Genomic DNA, 21,051 nt, shown 5'->3' with positions numbered 1-21,051 from the left:
ATGGGGGAGTCGGGGATCGGCGCGGAGCTGCCGGGGGTGCACCTGCGCTGGCTGGCGCTCGACGAGCAGACGCTGGACGCCGAGCGGCTGCTGCCGCTGCTGAGCGACGAGGAGCGCGAGCGCTACGCCGGCACGGTCGCCGCGTCGGCGGCCGAGCGCTTCGTCTTCGGGCGGGTGCTCCTGCGGATGCTCGCGGCCGAGCTCACGGGGACGCGCGCGTCGGAGGTCCGAGTCGTCGCCTGCTGCCCGCGCTGCGGGGGCGCGCACGGCCGGCCGCGGCTGGAGGGACGCGGGATCGCGCTCGAGTTGCTGTCGGTGAGCATCGCGCACTGCGCGGGCGCCGTCGTGGTCGCGGCGAGCAGCGCCGGTGCGGTCGGCGTCGATGTGGAGCCGACGCTGGGCTCGCCCGAGCGCGGGGAGCGGATCACTCGCATCGCCGGGGCGCCCTTCGCCACGGGCGGGATGCGCCCCGCCGACCCCGTCCTGCACTGGACCCGGATCGAGGCCGCACTGAAGGCGGACGGCCGCGGGCTCGAGCTCGACCCGCGCCGGGTGCACGTGCACGAGTCGCACCACGCGGCGGAGGCGCGGATCGACGGCGTCCGCTTCCGGCTGGCCGAGCCGCAGCTGGACCCCGCGCTGCGGGTCAGCGTCGCCCTCGGGCCGATGGGGGACGCGGGCGCCGGGCCCATCATCGGCTGGCGGCGCGAGCACGGCGACGCGCTCGCGGACTCGCTGGTGTCAGCGCCGGGACGGTAGCGGCGGCAGCTCCTCGTCGAGGAGCCAGGCGTCGAGCAGATCGTCCACGCCCTCGCCGAGGACCTCGGTGCAGAGCTCCCGGAACTCCTCGTCGGTGACGGCGGCGGAGGCGTAGCGGGACGTCCACTCCCGCAGCAGCCGGAGGAAGGGCTCGTCGCCGACGGTGAGCCGCAGCGCGTGCAGGGTGAGCGCGCCGCGCTTGTAGACGCGGTCGTCGAAGAGCGCGACCGGCCCCGGATCGGCGAGTACGAGATCCTGCGCCGCAGCCCGCAGCACCGCGTGGTGGCGGCGGGCGCAGGCGTCGGCGGTGGCGCGGCCCGACTCCTCCGACCACAGCCACTCCGCGTAGCAGGCGAACCCCTCGTTGAGCCAGATGTGGCGCCACCGGGCGATGCCCACGCTGTTGCCGAACCACTGGTGCGCGAGCTCGTGCGCGATGAGGCGCTCCGAGCCGCCGCGGCCGTCGGCGTGGTTGGCTCCGAACACCGCCATCGCCTGCGCCTCGAGCGGGATCTCCAGCTCGTCCGCCGTGACGACGATGCAGTAGCGGGCGAAGGGGTAGGGCCCGAACAGCCGCGTGAACAGGGCGAGCATGCGCTCGAGCGGAGCGAAGTCGTGCGCGACCCGAGCGGCCAGAGCGGCGGGGCGGGCGAGGGTCACCGCGACCCCGGCGAGCACGCGCTCCTCGATCGCGTAGCGGCCGATCTGCACCGAGGCGAGGTACGCGGCGCTGGGCTCGCGCTGCTCGTAGAGCCAGGTGCGGCGGCCGGAGCGGGCGCTCGAGTCGACGAGCACCCCGTTCGCGAGCACGGCGTAGCCCTCCTCGGCGGTGACGCGCAGGCGGTACGGAGCCTTCTCGGCGACGTCGTCGTTGCAGGGGAACCAGGTGGAGGAGCCGGAGGGCTGCGAGGCGACGAGCACCCCGTCCTCCAGCTCCTCCCAGCCGAGCTCGCCCCAGTGGCTGGCGCGGGGGGCGGGGTGGCCGCTGTACTCGATCTCGACGTCGACGCTCTCGCCGGCGGCCAGCGGCTCGGCGGGGGACACCCGCAGCTTGTGCGGCGCCTGCTCGTGGCGGGCGCGGCGTCCGTCGATCCGGACACGGGCCACGCGGAGCCGGGAGAGGTCGAGGGAGAACCGCCGGAGCGGCTGCAGCGCGACGATCCGCAGCACGGCCCGGCCGGCCAGGCGGTTGGAGGCGACGCGGTAGTCGAGGTCGAGGTCGTAGGCCTCGACGCGGTAGCCGGTGTTCCCGATACCGGGGACGTAGGGGTCGCCGGCGGTCTCGAGCCCGGTCAGCGCGGGGCTCACGCGACGGGCGCGTGGTAGTCGGCGACGCGCACCTCGCGCCACGGGCCGATAGGGTTGCCGCTCCAGCGGCTGCCCGCGGGCACGAGCTCCCCCCGCATGACGAGCGAGGCCGGGCCGACCGTGCCGTGCTCGGCGATCCGCGCGGCGGGGAGGATCACGCTGTGCGGGCCCAGGGTGGCGCCGGCGTCGAGGCTCACGAGATCCATGCTCATGATTCGATCATGGAACAGGTGCGTCTGCACGACGCAGCCCCGGTTCACGGTCGCTCCGTCGCCGAGCGAGATCAGATCGGCCTCGGGGAGCCAGTAGCTCTCGCACCAGACGCCGCGTCCGATCCGGGCGCCGAGGCTCCGCAGCCACCAGACCAGCGCCGGAGTGCCCGCGGCGGCGTGGGCGAACCAGGGCGCGGCGACCATCTCGGTGAAGGCGTCGGCCAGCTCGCTCCGCCAGACGAACGAGGACCACAGCGGCTGCTCGCTCGGCTCGACCCGCTGGATCAGGATCCACTTCGCGGCGGTGGAGACGGCCGCGGCGACCGCCCCGGCGGCCAGCAGCACGACGCCTCCCACGAGCGCGGCGAGCACCGCACCGAGCGTCTGGATCAGCGCGAGCAGTCCGGCGACGACGCCGAGGCCGATCGCGACCGAGACGACCACAGGGACGAAGCGGCCGAGCTCCCACGCGATGCGGGCCGCGCGGAGTCGGCGGGCCGGGCGGAAGGTGCGCGCCGACTCCGCCTCGACGACGGTGCGCCGCAGCCGCACGGGCGGTGAGCCCAGCCACGACGAGCCCGCCTTCGACTTCCGGGGCGCGGAAGAGAGGACGGCGACGAGTCCGCCGGCGGGCACGGTGTGGCCGGGTGCGGCCATGCCGGAGTTGCCGAGGAACGCGCGCTCGCCGATCTCGGCGCGGGCGAGCCGCATCCAGCCGCCGCCGAGCGCGTAGGAGGCGACGAGCGTGTCGTCGGCGAGGAACGCGCCGTCGCGGATGGTCGTCATCGCGGGCAGGAGGAGCACCGTCGAGGCCTCGACGTCGCGTCCGACCTTCGCGCCGAGGAGCCGCAGCCAGACCGGGGTGAACAGGCCCGAGTAGAGCGGGAAGAGCAGGACCCGCGCGGAGTCGAGCAGCCGCTCCGTCGACCAGACCTGCCAGCCGATCCGACCGCGGACGGGGTGGGTGCCCGGCTCGACGCCCCGGCCGAGCAGGCGCACCAGGACGACGACGAGAGCGGCGAGGACGACTCCGGAGACGGCGACGGCGGGCACGAGGGCGGCGAGAGCGGGCCCGAGCGCGGCGCCGAGGCCGGCCGAGCCGCGCACGGCGGCGGCCACGACGGCGAGCCCGGCCGCGAGGGCGAGGACCGGGACCGCCGCGAGGCCGACCGCGGACGCTCCGTACGCCCAGACCCAGCCCGGGCGGCGCGCCGGGCGCTCCGAGGGGAACCCGGCGTTCGCCCTGCCGAGCCGCTGGGCGGGGGATCCTCCCCAGCGCTGCCCGGCCGGCACCCGTCCGAAGACGGCCGATCCCGGCTCGATCTGCGCGTGCTTGCCGATCCGGGCGCCGGGGAGGAGCGTGCTGCGCGCGCCCACCGTGCTGCCCGCGCCGACCCGGACGGCGCCGACGCGCAGGACGTCGCCGTCGATCCAGTAGCCGGAGAGGTCGACCTCGGGCTCGATCGCGGCGCCGCGCCCGAGCGTGAGCATCCCGGTCAGCGGAGGGAGGGAGTGCAGGTCGACGTCGTCGGCGATGCGGGCGCCGAGCGCGCGGGCGTAGTAGGCGACCCAGGGCGCACCCGCCAGGCTCACGGCCTTGAGCTGGAACGCGACCTGCTCCGCCAGCCAGAGCCGGAGGTGCACGCTCCCGCCGCGCGGGTGGTCTCCGGCTCGGATCCCGCGCAGCAGGGTGCGCGCGGCGAGGACGGTGAGCCCCATCCGCCCGAACGGCGTGAGGAAGAGCGCGAATGCGGGGATCAGCGCGGCGAGCGGAGCGGTGGGCAGCCAGCCGAACCCCGGCACCAGGTCGAGCACCGCGGTGACGGTGAGGATCGCAGTGACCCAGCGGGCGCTGCCGAGCACGAGCAGCGGTGCGCCGAGGAGGGTCTGCAGCACGCGCATCCTGAGGGGGACCGGCGCGATGCGGTGAGCGGACACCTCCGCAGTGCCGGTGGAGCGGCTCTGGATCTCGGCGGCCATCGCCGCGAGACGCGGGTGGGCGTAGACGTCGGCGACCGTGAACTCGGGGTCGCGCTCGCGGATCCGCGCGACCAGCTGGGCGGCGGCGAGGGAGCCGCCGCCGAGGTCGAAGAAGTTCGCCCGCTCGTCGACCGGCACGCCGAGCACGTCGCGCCAGAGGGCGGCGAGCCACGCCTCCTCGGGGTCGAGGGAGGCGTCCTCGGTCGTGCCCACGGCGAGCGGCCAGGGGAGTGCGGCGCGGTCGACCTTGCCGGAGACGCGGGTCGGCAGCTCCTCGACCACGGCCAGCAGCGGCACGAGGGATGCGGGCAGCTCCTCGCGCAGGCGGGCGAGCGCCGCGTCGCGGTCGAGCTCCCGGCCGCCGGCGAGGGCCAGGTAGCCGACGAGGACCTGGTTGCCGGCCGCCGTGGTGCGGACCGCGGCCGCCGCCCCCGAGACTCCGGGGAGCGCCTGCAGCGCCGCCTCGACCTCGCCGAGCTCGATCCGCCGACCGCCGAGCTTCACCTGGTCGTCCGCGCGCCCCTGGAAGACCAGGCCGGCGCTCTCGAAGCGCACCAGGTCGCCGGAGCGGTAGGCCCGCTCCCAGCCCAGGAGCGGTGCCGGCGCGTACTTCTCGGCGTCCTTGACCGGGTCGAGGTAGCGCGCGAGCCCGACCCCGCCGATGACCAGCTCGCCGACGTCGCCCTCGCCGACCCGCTGCCCGTCCGCGTCCACGACGGCGAGCCGCCAGCCGTCCAGCGGCAGCCCGATGCGCACCGGGGGAGGCCCGCCGAGGGGCGCGGCGCAGGCGACGACGGTGGCCTCGGTCGGCCCGTAGGTGTTCCAGACCTCGCGGCCCTCGACGGCCAGGCGCTCGCCGAGCTCCGGCGGGCACGCCTCGCCACCGAAGATCAGCAGGCGGACGTTCTCGAGCGACTCCGCGGGCCAGAGCGCCGCGAGGGTCGGCACGGTCGAGACCACGGTGATGCCGTGCGTGGTCAGCCAGGGGCCGAGGTCCATGCCGCTGCGGACCAGCGAGCGGGGAGCGGGGACGAGGCAGGCGCCGTGCCGCCAGGCGAGCCACATCTCCTCGCAGGACGCGTCGAACGCGACCGAGAGACCGGCCAGCACCCGGTCCCCGGGGCCGAGCGGCTCCGCCTGGAGGAACAGGCGCGCCTCGGCGTCGACGAAGGCGGCGGCGGAGCGGTGGCTGACCGCCACTCCCTTGGGGGTTCCGGTGGAGCCGGAGGTGAAGATGATCCAGGCGTCGTCCTCGAGCGAGGGCGGCTGCAGCAGCGGGATCGACGCCGTGCTCGGGTGCGGCGCGCTCGCGGTGAACAGGCGCGCGGCCGGCTCGTCGGCGCCGGTGCGCTCGAAGCGGCCGGAGCCGGTGATCACGCCGCGGACGGCGGCCTCGCCGAAGACGAGGCGCGCCCGCTCCTCAGGGTCGTCCGCGTCCACCGGGACGTACGCGGCTCCCGCGGCGAGGACGGCCAGGATCGCGAGGTAGAGCTCGCGGGAGCCGCTGGGCATGCGGATCCCGACGCGGTCGCCGCGTCGGACCCCGGCGGCGGTGAGCTCGCCCGCGAGCTGCACCGTGCGGGCCAGCAGCTCCCGGTAGCTGAGCGCTCCGGCCGGGTCCTCCAGCGCGGAGGCGTCCGGGTGGCGCTCCGCGGTGTCGCGGAGGACGTCGACCAGCGTGCGGGGAGGAGGGGTGGCCGCTCCGGCGTCGAGCACGTCCTGGGGGCCGGCCGTCTCGGTCACGTCTCGTCTCCGTCCCGGCCGCGCGATCGGGAGCGCGGCGGCCGGGGCGACACCGTAGGGAGGCGGGGTGACGCGGAGGTGAACAGGCGGGGTCGGCCCGCCCGGCTCAGTGCGCCATCGGGAGCGGCGCGTCCGACTCCGCCGGGCGGCGGACGAAGAACGCGGCCACGATCGCGACCGTCGCGATCGACGCGCCCCACAGGAACGCGGAGTGGATGCCGCCGGCGTAGGAGGCGACCTCGTCGGCTCCGCCCTGCGCGAGCTCCGCCGACCGGATCGAGAGGACGGTGACGAACAGCGCCGTGCCCGCCGCGCCGCCCAGCTGCTGCACGGTGCCGATGATCGCGCTGCCGTGCGAGTAGAGCGAGGGGCGCACCGAGCCGAGGCCGGCGGTGAACAGCGGCGTGAAGACGAAGGCGAGGCCCAGGCTGAGGGTGACGTGCAGCGAGAGGACGAACCAGGGCGACGAGTCCGCCGCGAGCAGGGTGTACCCCCACAGAGCGCCGGCGACGACGATCGAGCCGGGCACGAGCAGCACGCGCGGGCCGAAGCGGTCGTAGCCGCGGCCGACGAACGGCGCGAGCAGGCCCATCAGCAGGCCGCCGGGGAGCAGGAGCAGCCCGGTCTCCAGCGGAGTGAGGCCCAGCACGTTCTGCGTGTAGAGGGGCAGCAGGATCAGCGTGCCGAAGAGCGCCGACATGCTGACCGCCATCATCGCGATGACGATGGTGAAGTTCGCGGAGGAGAAGGTCCGGAGGTCCAGCAGGGCCCGGTCGGTGCGCTGCAGCAGGAGCTGGCGCGCGATGAAGCCCGCGAGGCCGAGGCCCGCGACGACGAACGGGATCCACGGCGCGACGACCGCGGCTCCGCCCTCGCCGAGGCTCGACAGGCCGTAGACGAGGCCGCCGAAGCCGAAGACCGAGAGGACGACCGAGAGCGAGTCGATCGGGATGGAGCGGGGCTCGGTGACGTTCTCGACCTTGCGCAGGCCCAGGAGCAGCGCGCCGATCGCGATCGGCAGCACGATCCAGAACATCCAGCGCCAGCCGAGGAAGTTGAGGATGACGCCCGAGATCGTCGGTCCGACGGCCGGAGCCACCGAGATGACGATCGAGATGTTGCCCATCATCCGGCCGCGGATCGCCGGGGGCACCAGCGTCATCACGGTCGTCATCAGCAGCGGCATCATGATGGCCGTGCCGCCGGCCTGCACCACGCGGGCCGCCAGGAGGACCGCGAAGGTCGGGGCGAGCGCGGCGGTGAGCGTGCCGAGGCTGAAGAGGATCATCGCGGCGGCGAAGAGCGTGCGGGTGTGCAGCCGCTGGATCAGGTAGCCCGTGATCGGGATGACGACGGCCATCGTGAGCATGAAGGCGGTCGAGAGCCACTGGCCCACGTGCGCCTCGACGTCGAAGTCGCGCATGAGGTCGGGCAGCGCCACGCTCATGATCGTCTCGTTGAGGATCACGACGAACGCCGACACCAGCAGGAGGCTGATGACCAGGCGGCTGCGCGGCTCGAGGGTCGAGCCGGCGGCGGGTGCGGCGGGCCGCGCGGCGGGAAGGGTGCTGCGCTCGGTCACAGGTGTTCTCCGGTCGTGAGGGGGATCGGTGTGAGGGGCGCATCGACGGCTCGACTCGCGGGCGCGGATGCGGGGTACGGAGGGAGAACAGCGGCGGACGCCCCGGACATTCCCGATCGACGGGGATCCGCTGCGAGAGGTCTCAGGTGAGGACCGCGCAGAGCGCGGAGGACGCGGCCTCGGCCTCCTCGAGCGTGGAGCCCTCGCCGAAGCTGAACCGCACGGCGGTCCGGGCGACGTCGGGGTCAAGGCCGAGGGCCAGCAGCGCGGGCGAGGGCTCGTCGCGCCCGGCGGCGCACGCCGAGCCGCTCGAGACGACGACTCCGCGCTCCTCCAGCTCGAGGAGCGTCGACTCGCCGCTGCGCCCGGGGACGGCGTACGCGGCGATCGAGGGGAGCCGGTGCGCCGTGGAGCCCAGCGGCACGGCCCGGGGCGCCAGGGCCGCGACCCGCTCGGCGAACGCGTCCCGGACCGCTCCGACCCGCGCCGCGCGGTCCGGATCGAGCAGGCGCACCGCGGTGCCGAGCGCGACCGCGAAGGCCACGTTCTCGGTGCCCGAGCGCCGCTCCCGCTCCTGGCCGCCGCCGTGCAGCAGGGGCTCGAACGGGAGCCGGCTGCGCAGCAGCAGCGCCCCCACGCCCTTCGGCGCCCCGAGCTTGTGCCCCGAGACCGAGACCGCGTCGGCGCCCCAGCCCGCGACGTCCAGCCAGCCGGCGGCCTGGACGGCGTCCACGTGGAGCGGCACGCCCCGCGATCGACAGAGCGCCGCTATCGCCGGCACGTCCTGCACCGTCCCGATCTCGTTGCTCGCCGCGAGCACCGAGACCAGTGCGGTGTCCGGCCGGACCAGCGCGGCGAGCGCGTCGAGGTCGAGCAGGCCGGTCGCGTCGACGGGGGCCGTCGACACCTCGAAGCCGTGCAGGCGCCGGAGGTGGTCGGCCGACTCGACGGTCGCCTCGTGCTCGAGCGCCGAGATCACCAGGTGCCGTCCGCGCGGCGATCCCAGCGCGAGGCCCTTGACCGCCGTGTTGATCGACTCCGTGCCGCCGGAGGTGAAGAGCGTCTCGGAGGCGCGGCCGCCGAGGAAGCGGGCCACGTGAGCGCGCGCCGCCTCCAGCGCGCGCGCCGCGGCGTCGCCGAGCGAGTGGCTGCTCGACGGATTGCCGTACTCGGCGGTGAGGAACGGCCACATGGCCTCCAGCACCTCGCGGCGCACGGGCGAGGTCGCGGCGTGGTCGAGGTAGATCACTCGACCGCGATGTCCAGGCCGAGGTCGAGCGAGCGGACGCTGTGGGTGAGCGCGCCGACGGAGATCACGTCGACCCCCGCCTCCGCGATCGCGCGCACGGTCGAGAGGTCGACGCCGCCGCTCGCCTCGACCACGGCCCGCCCGCCGATGAGGGCGACGCCCTGGCGGAGCAGCTCGGGGGTGAAGTTGTCGAGCATGATCGTGTCCGCGCCTCCCGCCAGCGCGGGCTCGATCTGGTCGAGCCGGTCGACCTCGACCTCGAGGTGCGCCGTGTGCGGGATCGAGGCGCGCGCGGCCCGCAGGGCCGCGGTCAGGTCGATCCCGCGCGCGGCGAGCACCGCGAGGTGGTTGTCCTTCGCCAGCACCGCGTCCGAGAGCGAGAAGCGGTGGTTGCGGCCGCCGCCGCTGCGGACGGCGTGCCTCTCGAGCGCGCGCAGGCCCGGCGTGGTCTTGCGGGTGTCGACGATGCGGGCGCGCGTCCCCTCCACCGCGGCGACGTACTGCGCCGTCAGGGTGGCGATGCCGCTCATCCGCTGCACGAGGTTGAGCGCGACGCGCTCGCCGCGGAGCACGCCGCCCGCGGGGCCCTCGATCCGGGCGAGGGTCTGCCCGGCCTCGAAGACCGCGCCGTCCTCCACGAGCACCGAGCAGCGGATCCGGGAGTCGACCTGCAGCATCGTGCCGACGAGGACGGCGCCGCCGCTGAAGACGCCGGGCTCGCGGGCCACGAGGGCTGCGCTCGCGGTGGCGTCCGCGGGGAGGAGGGTGTCGGAGGTCAGGTCGCCCCAGGGCGCGTCCTCCTCGAGGGCGAGGGTGACGACGCGGTCGATGCTCTGGCGGGTCAGCACGGAAGGGCCGCCTCTCTGGTGGGGGCGGCGGCGCTCGCCGTCGCGGGGTCGGAGGAGTCGGTGCGGTGGTGGGCGCCGACGGAGTGCGTGCGCGCGAGCGCGGCGTCGATGAGAGCGAGGGCGCAGGTCAGCAGGTTCGCGTCCTCGAGCGTCCTCAGTCCGAGCGGAGCGGGCGACGCGGAGGCGACGAGCGCGTCGCGCGCCGCTGTGAGCCCCGCCGCGTCCCGGGAGAGGCCGGCTCCCGCCCACATCGCGTCCTGAAGAGCGGTGCGGTCGAGCGTCATCGGGACGACGGCGCGGGGAGGGGCGACCGGGCCGCCGCTCCAGGAGAGGGAGTCGAGGGCGAGCGCCGCGCGGCGCGCGAACACGACGCCCTCGAGCAGGCTGTTGGAGGCGAGGCGGTTCGCGCCGTGGACGCCGGTGCGGGCGACCTCGCCCACTGCGAGCAGCCCGGGGAGGCTGGTGCGCCCCTCCAGGTCGGTCGCGATCCCGCCCATCCAGTAGTGCGCGGCCGGAGTCACGGGCAGCAGGTCGTCGGCGAGCGAGAGCCCGTTCTCGCGGCAGGCCGCCGAGATCGTCGGGAACCTCTTCGCCAGCACCTCGGGGTCGATCGCCCGGGCGTCCAGGTGCACGGGCAGCCCGCCCTGCAGCCGCATCCGCTCCGCGATCGCGCGCGCCACGACGTCGCGCGGCGCCAGCTCTGCCTCGGGGTGCACCCCGGCCAGGAACCGCTCGCCCGCGGCGTCGCGCAGCACCGCGCCCTCGCCGCGCACCGCCTCCGAGACGAGGAAGCCGCCCGGCAGCGCGAGCGTGGTCGGGTGGAACTGGTAGAACTCCAGGTCCGCCGTCTCCGCTCCTGCCCGCAGGGCGGCGGCGAGCCCGTCCCCGGTCGCGACGGACGGATTGGTGGTGTGCCGGTAGAGCTGCCCGGCGCCTCCGGTGGCCAGCACGACCGCGTCGGCCGCCAGGCGCTCGAGCACGCCGTCGTGCAGGACGTCGGCGCCCGTGACCGAGCCGCCCTCCCGCACCAGGTCGACCAGGGCGGCGTGCTCGCGCACCTCGACCGACGAGGCCCGCACCGCCGCCACGAGAGCGGCCTCGATCGCGGCGCCCGTCGCGTCGCCGCCGGCGTGCAGGATCCGCGGACGCGAGTGGGCGCCCTCGAGTCCCCCCGCCAGCTCGCCGCCCTCGCGGTCGAAGCCGACGCCCCACTCCTGCAGCACCGCGACCGCCTCCGGCCCCTCGGCGCAGAGCACCTCGACCGCCGAGCGCACGGCGAGGCCCGCACCGGCGGTGAGCGTGTCCTCCACGTGCAGCGCCACGGAGTCGCCCGGCGCCGTGACCGCGGCGATCCCGCCCTGCGCGGCGCGCGTCGACGACTCCGCCAGCGCGCCCTTGGTGACGAGCAGCACCTCGTGGCGGCGCTGCGCCGTCAGCGCGGCGACCAGCCCGGCGATGCCGCTGCCGACGACGACGACCCGCGCCATGTCAGACCGCCGCCGGCCCGGCGGGCGGAACGGCCGCGAGCATCCGCTCGAGGGCGATGCGCGCCTCGGCCTGCACCGACTCCGCGACCTCGATGCGGTTGAGCACCGTCCCCGCGACCAGTCCCTCGAGCACCCAGGCGAGGTAGCCGGGGTGGATGCGGTACATGGTCGAGCAGGGGCAGACCACGTCGTCGAGGCAGAAGATCGTGTGCTGCGGGTACTGGACGGCGAGGCGCTGCACCAGATTGATCTCGGTGCCGATCGCGAAGGTCGATCCCGCGGGTGCCGCCTGGATCGCCTTCACGATGTAGTCGGTCGAGCCGTACTCGTCGGCCGCGTCGACGACCGCCATCGGGCACTCCGGGTGAACGATCACGCGCACGCCCGGGTGCTCGGCGCGCGCCTTCGCGATCTGGGCCGTCGTGAAGCGCTTGTGCACCGAGCAGAATCCGTGCCAGAGGATCACCTGCGCGTCCAGGAGCGTCGCGGTGTCGGAGCCGCCCTGCGGCTTCCGCGGGTTCCACATCGGCATCCGCTCCAGCGGCACGCCCATCGCCTTGGCGGTGTTGCGGCCGAGGTGCTGGTCGGGGAAGAACAGCACCCGCTGCCCGCGCGCGAACGCGTCCTCGAGCACGGTCGCCGCGTTCGAGGAGGTGCAGACCACGCCTCCGTTTCGGCCGCAGAACGCCTTCAGCGCGGCGGAGGAGTTCATGTACGTGACCGGGACGAGCGGCACGCGGCCGTCGGCGTCCGGCTCGGTGCCGTAGAGCTCGGTGAGCTCGGCCCAGGCGTCCTCGACGGAGTCGATGTCGGCCATGTCCGCCATCGAGCAGCCGGCCGCCAGGTTCGGGAGGATCACGGCCTGCTCCGGTCCGGAGAGGATGTCGGCCGTCTCCGCCATGAAGTGCACGCCGCAGAACACGATGGCCTCGGCGTCGGGCCGGCTCGTCGCCGCCTTCGCCAGCTGGAACGAGTCGCCCACGTAGTCGGCGTACTGCACCACCTCGTCCCGCTGGTAGAAGTGCCCGAGCACGACGACCCGCTCGCCGAGCGTCTCCTTCGCCGCGAGGATGCGGTGGTGCAGCTCGTCGGCGCTCGCCGTCGTGTACTCCTCCGGCAGACGTCCCTGGACCGGGGCGTCGGCCGGGATCGGGTCGGCCTGGGAGGCGCCGGGCCCGTAGGCGGGCAGGCCGAGGTCGAACGACCAGGGGGCCTCCGCGAGCTCGGGCGCGCAGGTGGCGCCGGGCGCGGAGCCGCCCTCGATGAGCCGGATGGTGCTGTCGACGGATGTCACGGTGTTCTCCTCGTGAGGCGGGTGGGGGAGTCGGGCGGCGCGCTCAGACGGGCAGCGGGCCGTTGTCGACGAGCGCCGCCGACTCGTCGTAGCGGTAGAGGCGCGGGGGACGGTGGCGGGTGCCCGTCAGGCGCTCCCCGGTGGGCACCACGGTGCCGGAGCTCTCGATCGTCCGGCGGAAGTTGGCCGGGTCGAGGGGCTTCTGCAGGACGGCCTCGTGGACCTCCCGCAGCTGGGACAGGGTGAAGGCGCCGCCGAGGAAGGCCTGCGCGATGCGGGAGTACTCCATCTTGTTGCGCAGGCGCCAGAGGGCGTAGTCGACGATCAGTCCGTGGTCGAAGGCGAGCTCGAGCGGCAGATCGGTGCAGAGCCAGGCGACGTTCTCTCCCACGATGGCCTCGTCGGCCTCGGCGGAGCGCACGAGCGCCCAGTAGACGATCGACACGACGCGGTCCTCACCGGGGGAGCGGTCGGTGCCGCCGACCGCGTAGAGCTGCTCGAGGTAGCGCGGAGCCAGGCCCGTGGTCTCGCGGAGAGTGCGGCGGGCCGACTCGGCGAGATCCTCGTCCGGATGCAGCGGTCCGCCGGGCAGTGCCCAGAGTCCCTCGAACGGCTCGCGGATGCGCCGGACGACGGGGATCCAGACGGTGCTCGCTCCGGTCACCGGGTGCGGCCGCAGGGCGAAGATCACCGTCGACACGGCGAGCTGCACGTCCGGCATCCGATGCCCCCTACTAAGAGTCGCACCGACTGTAAGTGCTGGGATCACCTTAGTGTCACCAACACCTGAACACCTAGCGGGAGAAGCGACACGCCGCTACGGGCCCGCCCCGCCCGCTAGGCTGACCGCACAACCGAATACCGGGCCGCAATACGCGACGCGGGAGAGCCGACTCCGGTCGGCACCGAAGGAGCAAGCCTCCCCGCCAATCTCTCAGGTCTTGTACCGCGTCGAACTGGCCACTCTGGAAAGCGATCCGCTCGGATCCGCCCATGGTGAAAGCGCTCGACCCCTCGGGGCGGCGCGAATCTCTCAGGCTCCACGACAGAGGGGGAGTTCCCACGGCACTGCTGTGCTCTGCCGCGAACGCGGCGCGAGTCCAGCACTGCGACGAAATGGAGAACTCATGTCCGAGACCCCGACGACCAGCCCCGAAGCCCGCTACTCGCCCCTGCACGAGGTGCACGTCGCCGCCGGCGCGTCCTTCACCGACTTCGCCGGGTGGCAGATGCCGGTCCGCTACTCCGGCGATCTCGCCGAGCACCACGCCGTGCGCACCGCCGCCGGCCTCTTCGACCTCTCGCACATGGCCGAGATCCTCGTCGTCGGCCCCGAGGCGGTCGACGCCCTCGACTACGCGCTGGCGAGCGACATCTCGGCCGTCGCCGCCGGCCGCGCGAAGTACACCCTTCTCCTGGAGCGCACGGGCGGCGTGATCGACGACCTCGTCGTCTACCGCACGGGCGAGGACCGCTTCATGGTCGTCGCGAACGCGGCCAACCGGCACATCGTCGTCGAGACGCTCCGCGACCGCACCGCGATGTTCGAGTGCGAGCTGTTCGACGAGAGCGACGACGTCGCCCTCATCGCGCTGCAGGGCCCGCGCTCGCTCGAGATCCTGCAGAACGTCCAGGGCCTCGCCGTCGAGACCGAGCGGGGAGCGGAGTCGGTGCTCGACGCGGACGACGCCGCCCGCCTGCTCGCGGAGCTGCGCTACTACCGCGCCGTGCCCGCGACCTTCGAGGCGCACCCGATCCTGATCGCGCGCACCGGGTACACAGGCGAGGACGGCTTCGAGATCTACGTCTCGCCCGACTCCGCTCCCACGCTCTGGCAGGCTCTCGCCGAGACCGGCGCCGGAGCGGGCCTCGTCCCCGCCGGCCTCGCCGCCCGCGACACCCTCCGCCTCGAGGCGGGCATGCCGCTCTACGGCCACGAACTCTCCCGCGACGTCTTCCCCGCACAGGCCGGCCTCGGCCGCGTCGTCGCCTTCGGGAAGCCGATCGACTTCGTCGGCCGCGCGGCCAGCGAGGAGGGTCCCTCCGGAGACGCTCCCGTGCTCGTCGGGCTCGTCGGCGAGGGCCGCCGCGCCGCCCGTGCCGACTACACCGTCCTCTCCGGCGACGACGAGGTCGGAGTGGTCACCAGCGGCGTCCTCTCGCCGACCCTGGGCGTCCCGATCGCGATGGCCTACGTCGCCCCCGCCTCCGCGCAGCCCGGGACGGCGCTCGCCGTCGACATCCGCGGCACGCGCCTCCCGATGACCGTCACCGAGCTCCCCTTCTACTCGAGAAAGAAGAACTGACATGGCCGTGCCCACCGAGCTGCAGTACACCTCCGACCACGAGTGGATCCGGGTCGACGGAGAGGTCGCGACCGTCGGCATCACCGCCTACGCCGCGGACAAGCTGGGCGACGTCGTCTTCGTCGAGCTCCCCGAGGCGGGAGCCCGCGTCGAGGGCGGCAGCGTCGTCGGCGAGATCGAGTCGACCAAGTCGGTGGGCGAGCTGTTCGCCCCCGTCGACGGCGAGGTCCTCGAGGCCAACACGGCCGTCGTCGACAGCCCCGAGCTCGTCAACTCCGACCCGTTCGGCGAGGGGTGGCTGATCCGGGTCCGCTTCGACGCCCTGCCCGACGGCCTCCTCGACTCCGCCGCCTACACCGAGCTGGTCGGCGAGTAGATGGCGGCCACCAGGACCCCCGGCGCCTTCGAGTCCCGTCACATCGGGACCGACGCCGACGCGCAGCGCACCATGCTCGCGGCTCTCGGGTACGACTCCGTGGAGGAGCTCGTCACCGCCGCCGTCCCCGAGTCGATCCACGTCCGCGACCTCCCGCAGGTGCTGCCCGCTCCGGCCACCGAGACGGAGGCGCTCGCCGAGCTGCGCGCCCTCTCCGCGAGGAACACGGTGCGTCGGCCGATGATCGGCCTCGGCTACTACGGCACGCACACCCCCGCGGTGATCAAGCGCAACGTGCTCGAGAACCCCAGCTGGTACACGGCCTACACGCCGTACCAGCCCGAGATCTCGCAGGGGCGCCTGGAGGCGCTGATCAACTTCCAGACGATGGTCTCCGACCTCACCGGCCTCGACACGGCCGGCGCGTCGATGCTCGACGAGGGCACGGCCGTCGTCGAGGCCATGCTGCTCGCGCGCCGCGCCTCGAAGGCGCGCACCGACGTCTTCGTCGTCGACTCCGACGCTCTCCCGCAGACCCTCGCGCTGCTGCGCGGCCGGGCGGAGGCCGTCGGCATCCGCATCGTCGAGCTCCCGCTCTCGCGCACCGCCGCGGAGGAGGTGCCGGAGTGCTTCGGCGCCCTCGTGCAGTACCCCGGCGCGTCCGGGCACCTCTGGGACCCGTCGGCGGTGCTCGCCGCGGTGAAGGCACACGGAGGCCTGGCGGTCGTCGCCGCCGACCTGCTCGCGCTGACCCTGGTGCGCTCGCCGGGCGAGCTCGGCGCGGACGTCGCGGTCGGCACCACGCAGCGCTTCGGCGTCCCGCTGGGCTTCGGAGGACCGCACGCCGGCTACCTCGCCGTCCGCAAGGGACTCGAGCGCCAGCTGCCCGGCCGCCTCGTCGGCGTCAGCCAGGACGCGGACGGCCACCCCGCCTACCGCCTGTCCCTCCAGGCCCGCGAGCAGCACATCCGCCGCGAGAAGGCGACCTCGAACATCTGCACCGCGCAGGTCCTCCTGGCGGTCATGGCGGCGATGTACGCGGTCTACCACGGGCCGGACGGGCTCGCCGCGATCGCCGAGCGCGTGCACGGCCGGGCCGCGCTCCTCGCGCGCCTCCTCCTCGACCGGGGCCACCCTCTCCGGCACGCCGACTTCTTCGACACCGTCTCGGTCGTCGTGCCCGGCGGCGCGGAGGCGGCGGTCGCCCGCGCCCGCCAGGCCGGCTTCGACGTGCGCCTGGTCGACGCCGACACGGTCTCGGTGTCGATCGACGAGACGGTCACCGACCTCGAGGTGATCGCCGTCGCGACCGCCGTCGGGCAGCTGGACTCGTCGTTCGGCTTCCTCGGCGGCTCTGCGCGGAGCATCCCCGCCGAGCTCGACCGCCGCACGCCCTTCCTCGTGCACCCGGTCTTCAGCAGCCACCACAGCGAGACCTCGATGATGCGCTACCTCAAGCGCCTCGCCGACTCGGACTACGCGCTGGACCGCGGCATGATCCCGCTCGGCTCCTGCACCATGAAGCTCAACGCCGCCACCGAGATGGAGGCGGTCAGCTGGCCCGAGTTCGCGGGCCTGCACCCGTTCGCCCCCGAGGCGGACGTGCAGGGCTCCCTGGCGCTGATCGACCAGCTGGAGGGGTGGCTCGCCCACCTCACCGGCTACGACTCCGTGTCGCTCCAGCCCAACGCCGGCTCGCAGGGCGAGCTCGCGGGCCTGCTGGCGATCCGCGGCTGGCACCGGTCGAACGGCGACGAGGACCGCACGGTCTGCCTGATCCCCTCGAGCGCACACGGCACCAACGCCGCGAGCGCGGTCCTCGCCGGCATGCGCGTCGTCGTCGTGGCCTGCGACGAGCTCGGCAACGTCGACCTGGACGACCTCCGGACGAAGATCGCTGAGCACGCGGGCTCCCTCGCCGCGCTGATGATCACCTACCCGTCGACCCACGGCGTCTACGAGCACGAGGTCGCCGAGATCTGCCGCCTCGTCCACGAGGCCGGCGGACAGGTGTACGTGGACGGCGCGAACCTCAACGCGCTCCTCGGCTTCGCCCGCTTCGGAGACTTCGGCGGCGACGTCTCGCACCTCAACCTGCACAAGACGTTCTGCATCCCGCACGGTGGAGGCGGTCCCGGCGTCGGTCCCGTCGCCGCGAAGGCGCACCTCGCGCCGTTCCTGCCCGGCCACCCGCTCGCGCAGCGGCTCGAGCACGGCGTGGGCACGCAGGGCGAGCGGATCGTCCACGGCGGCGCACCGGTGTCGGCAGCTCCCTACGGCAGCCCCGGCATCCTGCCGATCTCGTGGGCGTACGCCCGGATGATGGGCGAGGAGGGCCTGCGGGCCGCGACCGGGGCGGCCGTCCTCTCGGCCAACTACGTCGCCGCGCGCCTCCGCGAGCACTACCCGGTGCTCTACACGGGGGACAACGGGCTCGTCGCCCACGAGTGCATCCTCGACATCCGCCCGCTGACGGCGGCGACCGGAGTGACCGTGGACGACGTCGCCAAGCGCCTCGTCGACTACGGCTTCCACGCGCCGACCATGAGCTTCCCCGTCGCCGGGACCCTGATGGTCGAGCCGACGGAGAGCGAGGACCTCGCCGAGATCGACCGCTTCATCGACGCGATGATCGGGATCCGGGCCGAGGCCGACCGCGTCGGCGCGGGGGAGTGGCCGGTGGACGACAACCCGCTGCGCGGCGCCCCGCACACCGCCGAGTGCCTGACGGCCGAGGAGTGGACGCACCCGTACAGCCGCGAGGAGGCCGTCTACCCGGTCCGCTCGCTGGTGCGCGGCAAGTACTGGCCGCCGGTCCGCCGGATCGACCAGGCCTACGGCGACCGCAACCTCGTCTGCGCCTGCCCGCCCATCGAGGCCTTCGCCTGATCCGCCCGCACGCGCTCGTCCGCAACCGAGGGTGAGAGAGCAGGAACGGAGCCCCGAGCCCGTCCTCGGCTCTCCGACCCTCGGTTGCGGGCACCGTCGGTCCCTCACAGGCGCGGAGTGGGGCGCAGTCCTCCCGATCCGGGGGGAACGGCGCACGGCGACTCCGATGCACGAGGGAGCCCGACCGTGTGGAACGCGTGGTGGAGGTGCCGGCAGGCAGGGCTCGACGGAGTAGTGACGAGCGAGCAGCTCCACCGTGCGGGCGTCACGCCGCGGCAGTGGAGAGCCGCGGCGCGGTCCTGCGGCTCCTCGGATGCGATCGGTCCGACGTCACGTCCGCGGAGCCGGCGGCGCGAACAGCTCGGGCCAGAGGGCGACGGCCAACGGGTACCCGACGAACGAGACGATGTCGATGATCGAGTGGGCGATCACCAGGGGCAGGGTGCGGCCGAAGCGCTGGTAGAACAGTCCGAACACCAGGCCCATGACCACGTTCCCGATGAAGGGCCCGATGCCCTGGTACAGGTGGTAGCTGCCCCGGAGCAGCGCACTGGTCACCAGGATCCGCCACCGCCCCCAGCCCAGATCGCCCAGGCGGGCGAAGAGGTACCCGATCACGACGACCTCCTCCTGCACTCCCGCCCGGATCGCGGAGAGCACGAGCACCGGCACCGTCCACCAGTACGCGTCCAGCGGCGAGGCCACCACCGCCACGGTGATGCCCAGCGCGCGTCCGACGGCGTACAGCGCGATGCCCGGCGCGCCGATCGCCACCGCGAGGACGGTCCCGGTCCCCAGGTCCGCGAACGGCCGGCGCAGGTCGAGCCCCAGGCGCCCGAGCGGACGGCCCGAGCTCTGCCAGAGCAGGAACGCGCAGAGGGCCACCGGCACCAGGTCGAAGAAGAGCGCGAGCAGCTGGTAGACGAGGTCGAAGCCCGGGCGGTCGCTGAGGGCGCCGTTGATCGTCGCGGTCTGGTCGGCCAGTGCGGTCGAGCGGGTGAGCCGGTTGGCGATGGAGACCACCGAGTAGACCGCGGAGGCGCCCAGCGAGAGCCCGAGGACCAGCAGGATCTCGATGCGGATCCGGCGCCGTCCGGGCGCGGATCCTGACAGGTCGGTGGACACTCCGTGCGTCTCCTCTGAAGTCGATGTGTTGCGCGACGGCCGCCCGGTACGCACGTTTCGTGCAGAACAGCGCAAGGATTCCACCTCCCGGTTACCGCTGTGTAACGGTTGCCACATGCTTTTGTGCAGATAGCGGGCGAATACATAGTCTCGTTGAAGGCATCCGCGCGACGGCCACCAGTCTCGTGCGCCGCCGCCGTCGCCACGCGCACGGCACTCCACGCGTCAGGGAAACCACTTCTCGCGCGCCCCCACATCACTGGAGGAATAGTGAACATCAGACGTTACGGATTCGGGGCTCTGGCGCTCGTCGCCGCGAGCACGCTGGTCCTGGCCGGCTGCAGCAGCTCGAACGACTCGGGCGGAGGTGCATCGGGAGGCGACGCCGCCGCGATCATCTCCACGAACGGCTCCGAGCCGCAGAACCCGCTGATCCCGACGAACACCAACGAGGTGGGCGGCGGCAAGATCCTCGACGAGATCTTCGCGGGCCTGGTCTACTACGACGCCAAGGGCGCCCCCGAGAACGACGTCGCCGAGTCCATCGAGTCGGACGACGCGCAGAACTACACGATCACGATCAAGTCGGGCCTGACCTTCACGAACGGCGACCCGGTCACCTCCAGCTCGTTCATCGACGCCTGGAACTACGGCGCCAAGCTGTCGAACAACCAGCTCAGCGCGTCGTTCTTCTCGAACTTCGAGGGCTTCAGCGACACCGAGGACAGCGAGCTCACCGGCCTCAAGGCCGTGGACGACACCACCTTCACCGTCGCGCTCAAGTCCCCCCAGTCGGACTTCCCGATCAGCCTCGGCTACTCGGCGTACTACCCGCTGCCCGCCGCCGCGTTCGACGACATGGCCGCCTTCGGTGAGAACCCGATCGGCAACGGCCCGTACAAGCTCGACGGCGACGACGCGTGGCAGCACGACGTCCAGATCGAGCTCGTCAAGAACGACGAGTACACCGGCCCCCGCGAGGCCCAGAACGGCGGCCTGAAGATCGTCTTCTACGCCACCCAGGACGCCTCCTACGCCGACCTCCTCGGCGGCAACGTCGACGTGATCGACCAGATCCCGGACTCCGCCTTCGGCACCTTCGAGAGCGACCTCGGCGACCGCGCCGTGAACCAGCCCTCGGCCGTGTTCCAGTCCTTCACCATCCCGGGCCGTCTCCCGCACTTCGACGGCGAGGAGGGCCAGCTCCGCCGCCAGGCGATCTCGATGTCCTTCGACCGCAAGGAGATCACCGACGTGATCTTCGAGGGCACCCGCACCCCGGCCTCCGACTTCACCTCCCCGGTGATCGACGGCTACAGCGACGCCCTCTCCGGCGCCGACGTGCTCGAGTACAACCCCGACGAGGCCAAGGCGCTGTGGGCTCAGGCCGACGCGATCAGCCCCTGGGACGGCACCTTCAAGATCGCCTACAACGCCGACGGCGGCCACCAGGGCTGGGTCGACGCGGTGACCAACTCGATCAAGAACACGCTGGGCATCGACGCCGAGGGCGACGCGTACCCGACCTTCGCCGAGGCGCGCACCAAGATCGTCGACCGCTCGATCGAGACCGCGTTCCGGACCGGATGGCAGGCCGACTACCCGAGCCTCTACAACTTCCTCGGACCGCTCTACGTGACCGGCGCCTCGTCCAACGACGGCGACTACTCGAACCCCGAGTTCGACACCCTGCTCCAGCAGGGCCTGTCGGACGCCGACGCCGACGCTGCGAACAAGACGTTCCAGCAGGCCCAGGAGATCCTCCTCAAGGACCTCCCGTCGCTGCCCCTGTGGTACGCGAACGTGACCGGCGGCTACGGCGAGGGCGTGTCGAACGTCGAGTTCGGCTGGAACTCGGTGCCGCTCTACTACGAGATCACCAAGAACTAAGCT

14 protein-coding genes and 1 riboswitch are annotated in these 21,051 nt (G+C 73.4%); of the genes, 5 read left to right on the top strand and 9 right to left on the bottom strand.

Annotated features, from left to right (window positions below):
* The gene (locus tag C5C49_RS02360; protein ID WP_104345334.1) at nt 1-759 is read left to right on the top strand and encodes a 4'-phosphopantetheinyl transferase superfamily protein; all 759 of its coding nucleotides are present in this window, start codon (nt 1-3) and stop codon (nt 757-759) included.
* On the opposite strand, the gene C5C49_RS02355 is transcribed toward C5C49_RS02360, so the two are convergent.
* From C5C49_RS02355 to C5C49_RS02320, 8 genes are all read right to left on the bottom strand, one after another.
* Nucleotides 742-2,067 carry a M1 family metallopeptidase gene (locus tag C5C49_RS02355; RefSeq protein WP_258068355.1) on the bottom strand — a complete coding sequence of 442 codons (1,326 nt, stop codon included), beginning with the start codon at nt 2,065-2,067 and terminating at the stop codon, nt 742-744. The genes C5C49_RS02360 and C5C49_RS02355 overlap by 18 nt on opposite strands.
* Nucleotides 2,064-6,002: a Pls/PosA family non-ribosomal peptide synthetase gene (locus C5C49_RS02350; protein WP_181135689.1), complete on the bottom strand. Its 3,939-nt coding sequence runs from the start codon at nt 6,000-6,002 to the stop codon at nt 2,064-2,066. The genes C5C49_RS02355 and C5C49_RS02350 overlap by 4 nt, the downstream gene beginning before the upstream one ends.
* 106 nt (nt 6,003-6,108) lie before the next feature.
* Nucleotides 6,109-7,584, bottom strand: a complete 1,476-nt coding sequence (locus C5C49_RS02345; protein ID WP_104345332.1) for a DHA2 family efflux MFS transporter permease subunit — start codon at nt 7,582-7,584, stop codon at nt 6,109-6,111.
* A gap of 142 nt (nt 7,585-7,726) precedes the next feature.
* Nucleotides 7,727-8,833 carry a cysteine desulfurase family protein gene (locus C5C49_RS02340; RefSeq protein ID WP_104345331.1) on the bottom strand — a complete coding sequence of 369 codons (1,107 nt, stop codon included), beginning with the start codon at nt 8,831-8,833 and terminating at the stop codon, nt 7,727-7,729.
* Nucleotides 8,830-9,681: a carboxylating nicotinate-nucleotide diphosphorylase gene (nadC, locus tag C5C49_RS02335; protein WP_104345330.1), complete on the bottom strand. Its 852-nt coding sequence runs from the start codon at nt 9,679-9,681 to the stop codon at nt 8,830-8,832. Before nadC ends, C5C49_RS02340 begins: the two co-directional genes overlap by 4 nt.
* The gene (gene nadB / locus C5C49_RS02330; RefSeq protein WP_104345329.1) at nt 9,675-11,168 is read right to left on the bottom strand and encodes an L-aspartate oxidase; all 1,494 of its coding nucleotides are present in this window, start codon (nt 11,166-11,168) and stop codon (nt 9,675-9,677) included. Before nadB ends, nadC begins: the two co-directional genes overlap by 7 nt.
* Before the next feature lies 1 nt (nt 11,169).
* The gene (gene nadA / locus C5C49_RS02325) at nt 11,170-12,462 is read right to left on the bottom strand and encodes a quinolinate synthase NadA (RefSeq protein WP_104222968.1); all 1,293 of its coding nucleotides are present in this window, start codon (nt 12,460-12,462) and stop codon (nt 11,170-11,172) included.
* A 43-nt stretch (nt 12,463-12,505) separates the two neighbouring features.
* Nucleotides 12,506-13,183, bottom strand: a complete 678-nt coding sequence (locus C5C49_RS02320; protein ID WP_104345328.1) for an NUDIX domain-containing protein — start codon at nt 13,181-13,183, stop codon at nt 12,506-12,508.
* A gap of 150 nt (nt 13,184-13,333) precedes the next feature.
* Nucleotides 13,334-13,421, top strand: a riboswitch (glycine riboswitch).
* 168 nt (nt 13,422-13,589) lie between these two features.
* Between C5C49_RS02320 and gcvT the strand changes: the two genes are divergently transcribed.
* From gcvT to gcvP, 3 genes are read left to right on the top strand one after another with little or no spacing between them, the layout of a single operon-like run.
* Entirely contained in the window at nt 13,590-14,768 is a 1,179-nt protein-coding gene (gene gcvT, locus C5C49_RS02315) for a glycine cleavage system aminomethyltransferase GcvT (RefSeq protein WP_104345327.1), read from the top strand.
* 1 nt (nt 14,769) lies between these two features.
* Nucleotides 14,770-15,144: a glycine cleavage system protein GcvH gene (gcvH, locus tag C5C49_RS02310; RefSeq protein ID WP_104237541.1), complete on the top strand. Its 375-nt coding sequence runs from the start codon at nt 14,770-14,772 to the stop codon at nt 15,142-15,144.
* The gene (gene gcvP / locus C5C49_RS02305) at nt 15,145-18,033 is read left to right on the top strand and encodes an aminomethyl-transferring glycine dehydrogenase (RefSeq protein WP_104345326.1); all 2,889 of its coding nucleotides are present in this window, start codon (nt 15,145-15,147) and stop codon (nt 18,031-18,033) included.
* A 330-nt stretch (nt 18,034-18,363) separates the two neighbouring features.
* Here the strand turns inward: gcvP and C5C49_RS02300 are convergent, their stop codons facing one another.
* Nucleotides 18,364-19,158 (bottom strand): CPBP family intramembrane glutamic endopeptidase, encoded by a 795-nt coding sequence (locus C5C49_RS02300; RefSeq protein WP_258059269.1) that lies wholly within the window; start codon nt 19,156-19,158, stop codon nt 18,364-18,366.
* A 270-nt stretch (nt 19,159-19,428) separates the two neighbouring features.
* Here C5C49_RS02300 and C5C49_RS02295 point away from each other — a divergent pair, with 270 nt between their 5' ends.
* Nucleotides 19,429-21,048 carry an ABC transporter substrate-binding protein gene (locus tag C5C49_RS02295; RefSeq protein WP_104222974.1) on the top strand — a complete coding sequence of 540 codons (1,620 nt, stop codon included), beginning with the start codon at nt 19,429-19,431 and terminating at the stop codon, nt 21,046-21,048.
* Nucleotides 21,049-21,051: the final 3 nt, after the last annotated feature.

The organism is Rathayibacter sp. AY1E2 (genome assembly GCF_002932325.1).
Taxonomy (GTDB): Bacteria; Actinomycetota; Actinomycetes; order Actinomycetales; family Microbacteriaceae; genus Rathayibacter.
Note: the sequence above shows the minus strand (reverse complement) of the source record. Positions and strands in the feature narration are given on the sequence as shown.

What these genes read in the sequence shown, in the direction of transcription:
- C5C49_RS02320 (WP_104345328.1), bottom strand. Translation starts at nt 13,183, where the DNA reads ATGCCGGACGTGCAGCTCGCCGTGTCGACGGTGATCTTCGCCCTGCGG.
- nadB (WP_104345329.1), bottom strand. Translation starts at nt 11,168, where the DNA reads ATGGCGCGGGTCGTCGTCGTCGGCAGCGGCATCGCCGGGCTGGTCGCC.
- gcvH (WP_104237541.1), top strand. Translation starts at nt 14,770, where the DNA reads ATGGCCGTGCCCACCGAGCTGCAGTACACCTCCGACCACGAGTGGATC.
- C5C49_RS02360 (WP_104345334.1), top strand. Translation starts at nt 1, where the DNA reads ATGGGGGAGTCGGGGATCGGCGCGGAGCTGCCGGGGGTGCACCTGCGC.
- gcvP (WP_104345326.1), top strand. Translation starts at nt 15,145, where the DNA reads ATGGCGGCCACCAGGACCCCCGGCGCCTTCGAGTCCCGTCACATCGGG.
- gcvT (WP_104345327.1), top strand. Translation starts at nt 13,590, where the DNA reads ATGTCCGAGACCCCGACGACCAGCCCCGAAGCCCGCTACTCGCCCCTG.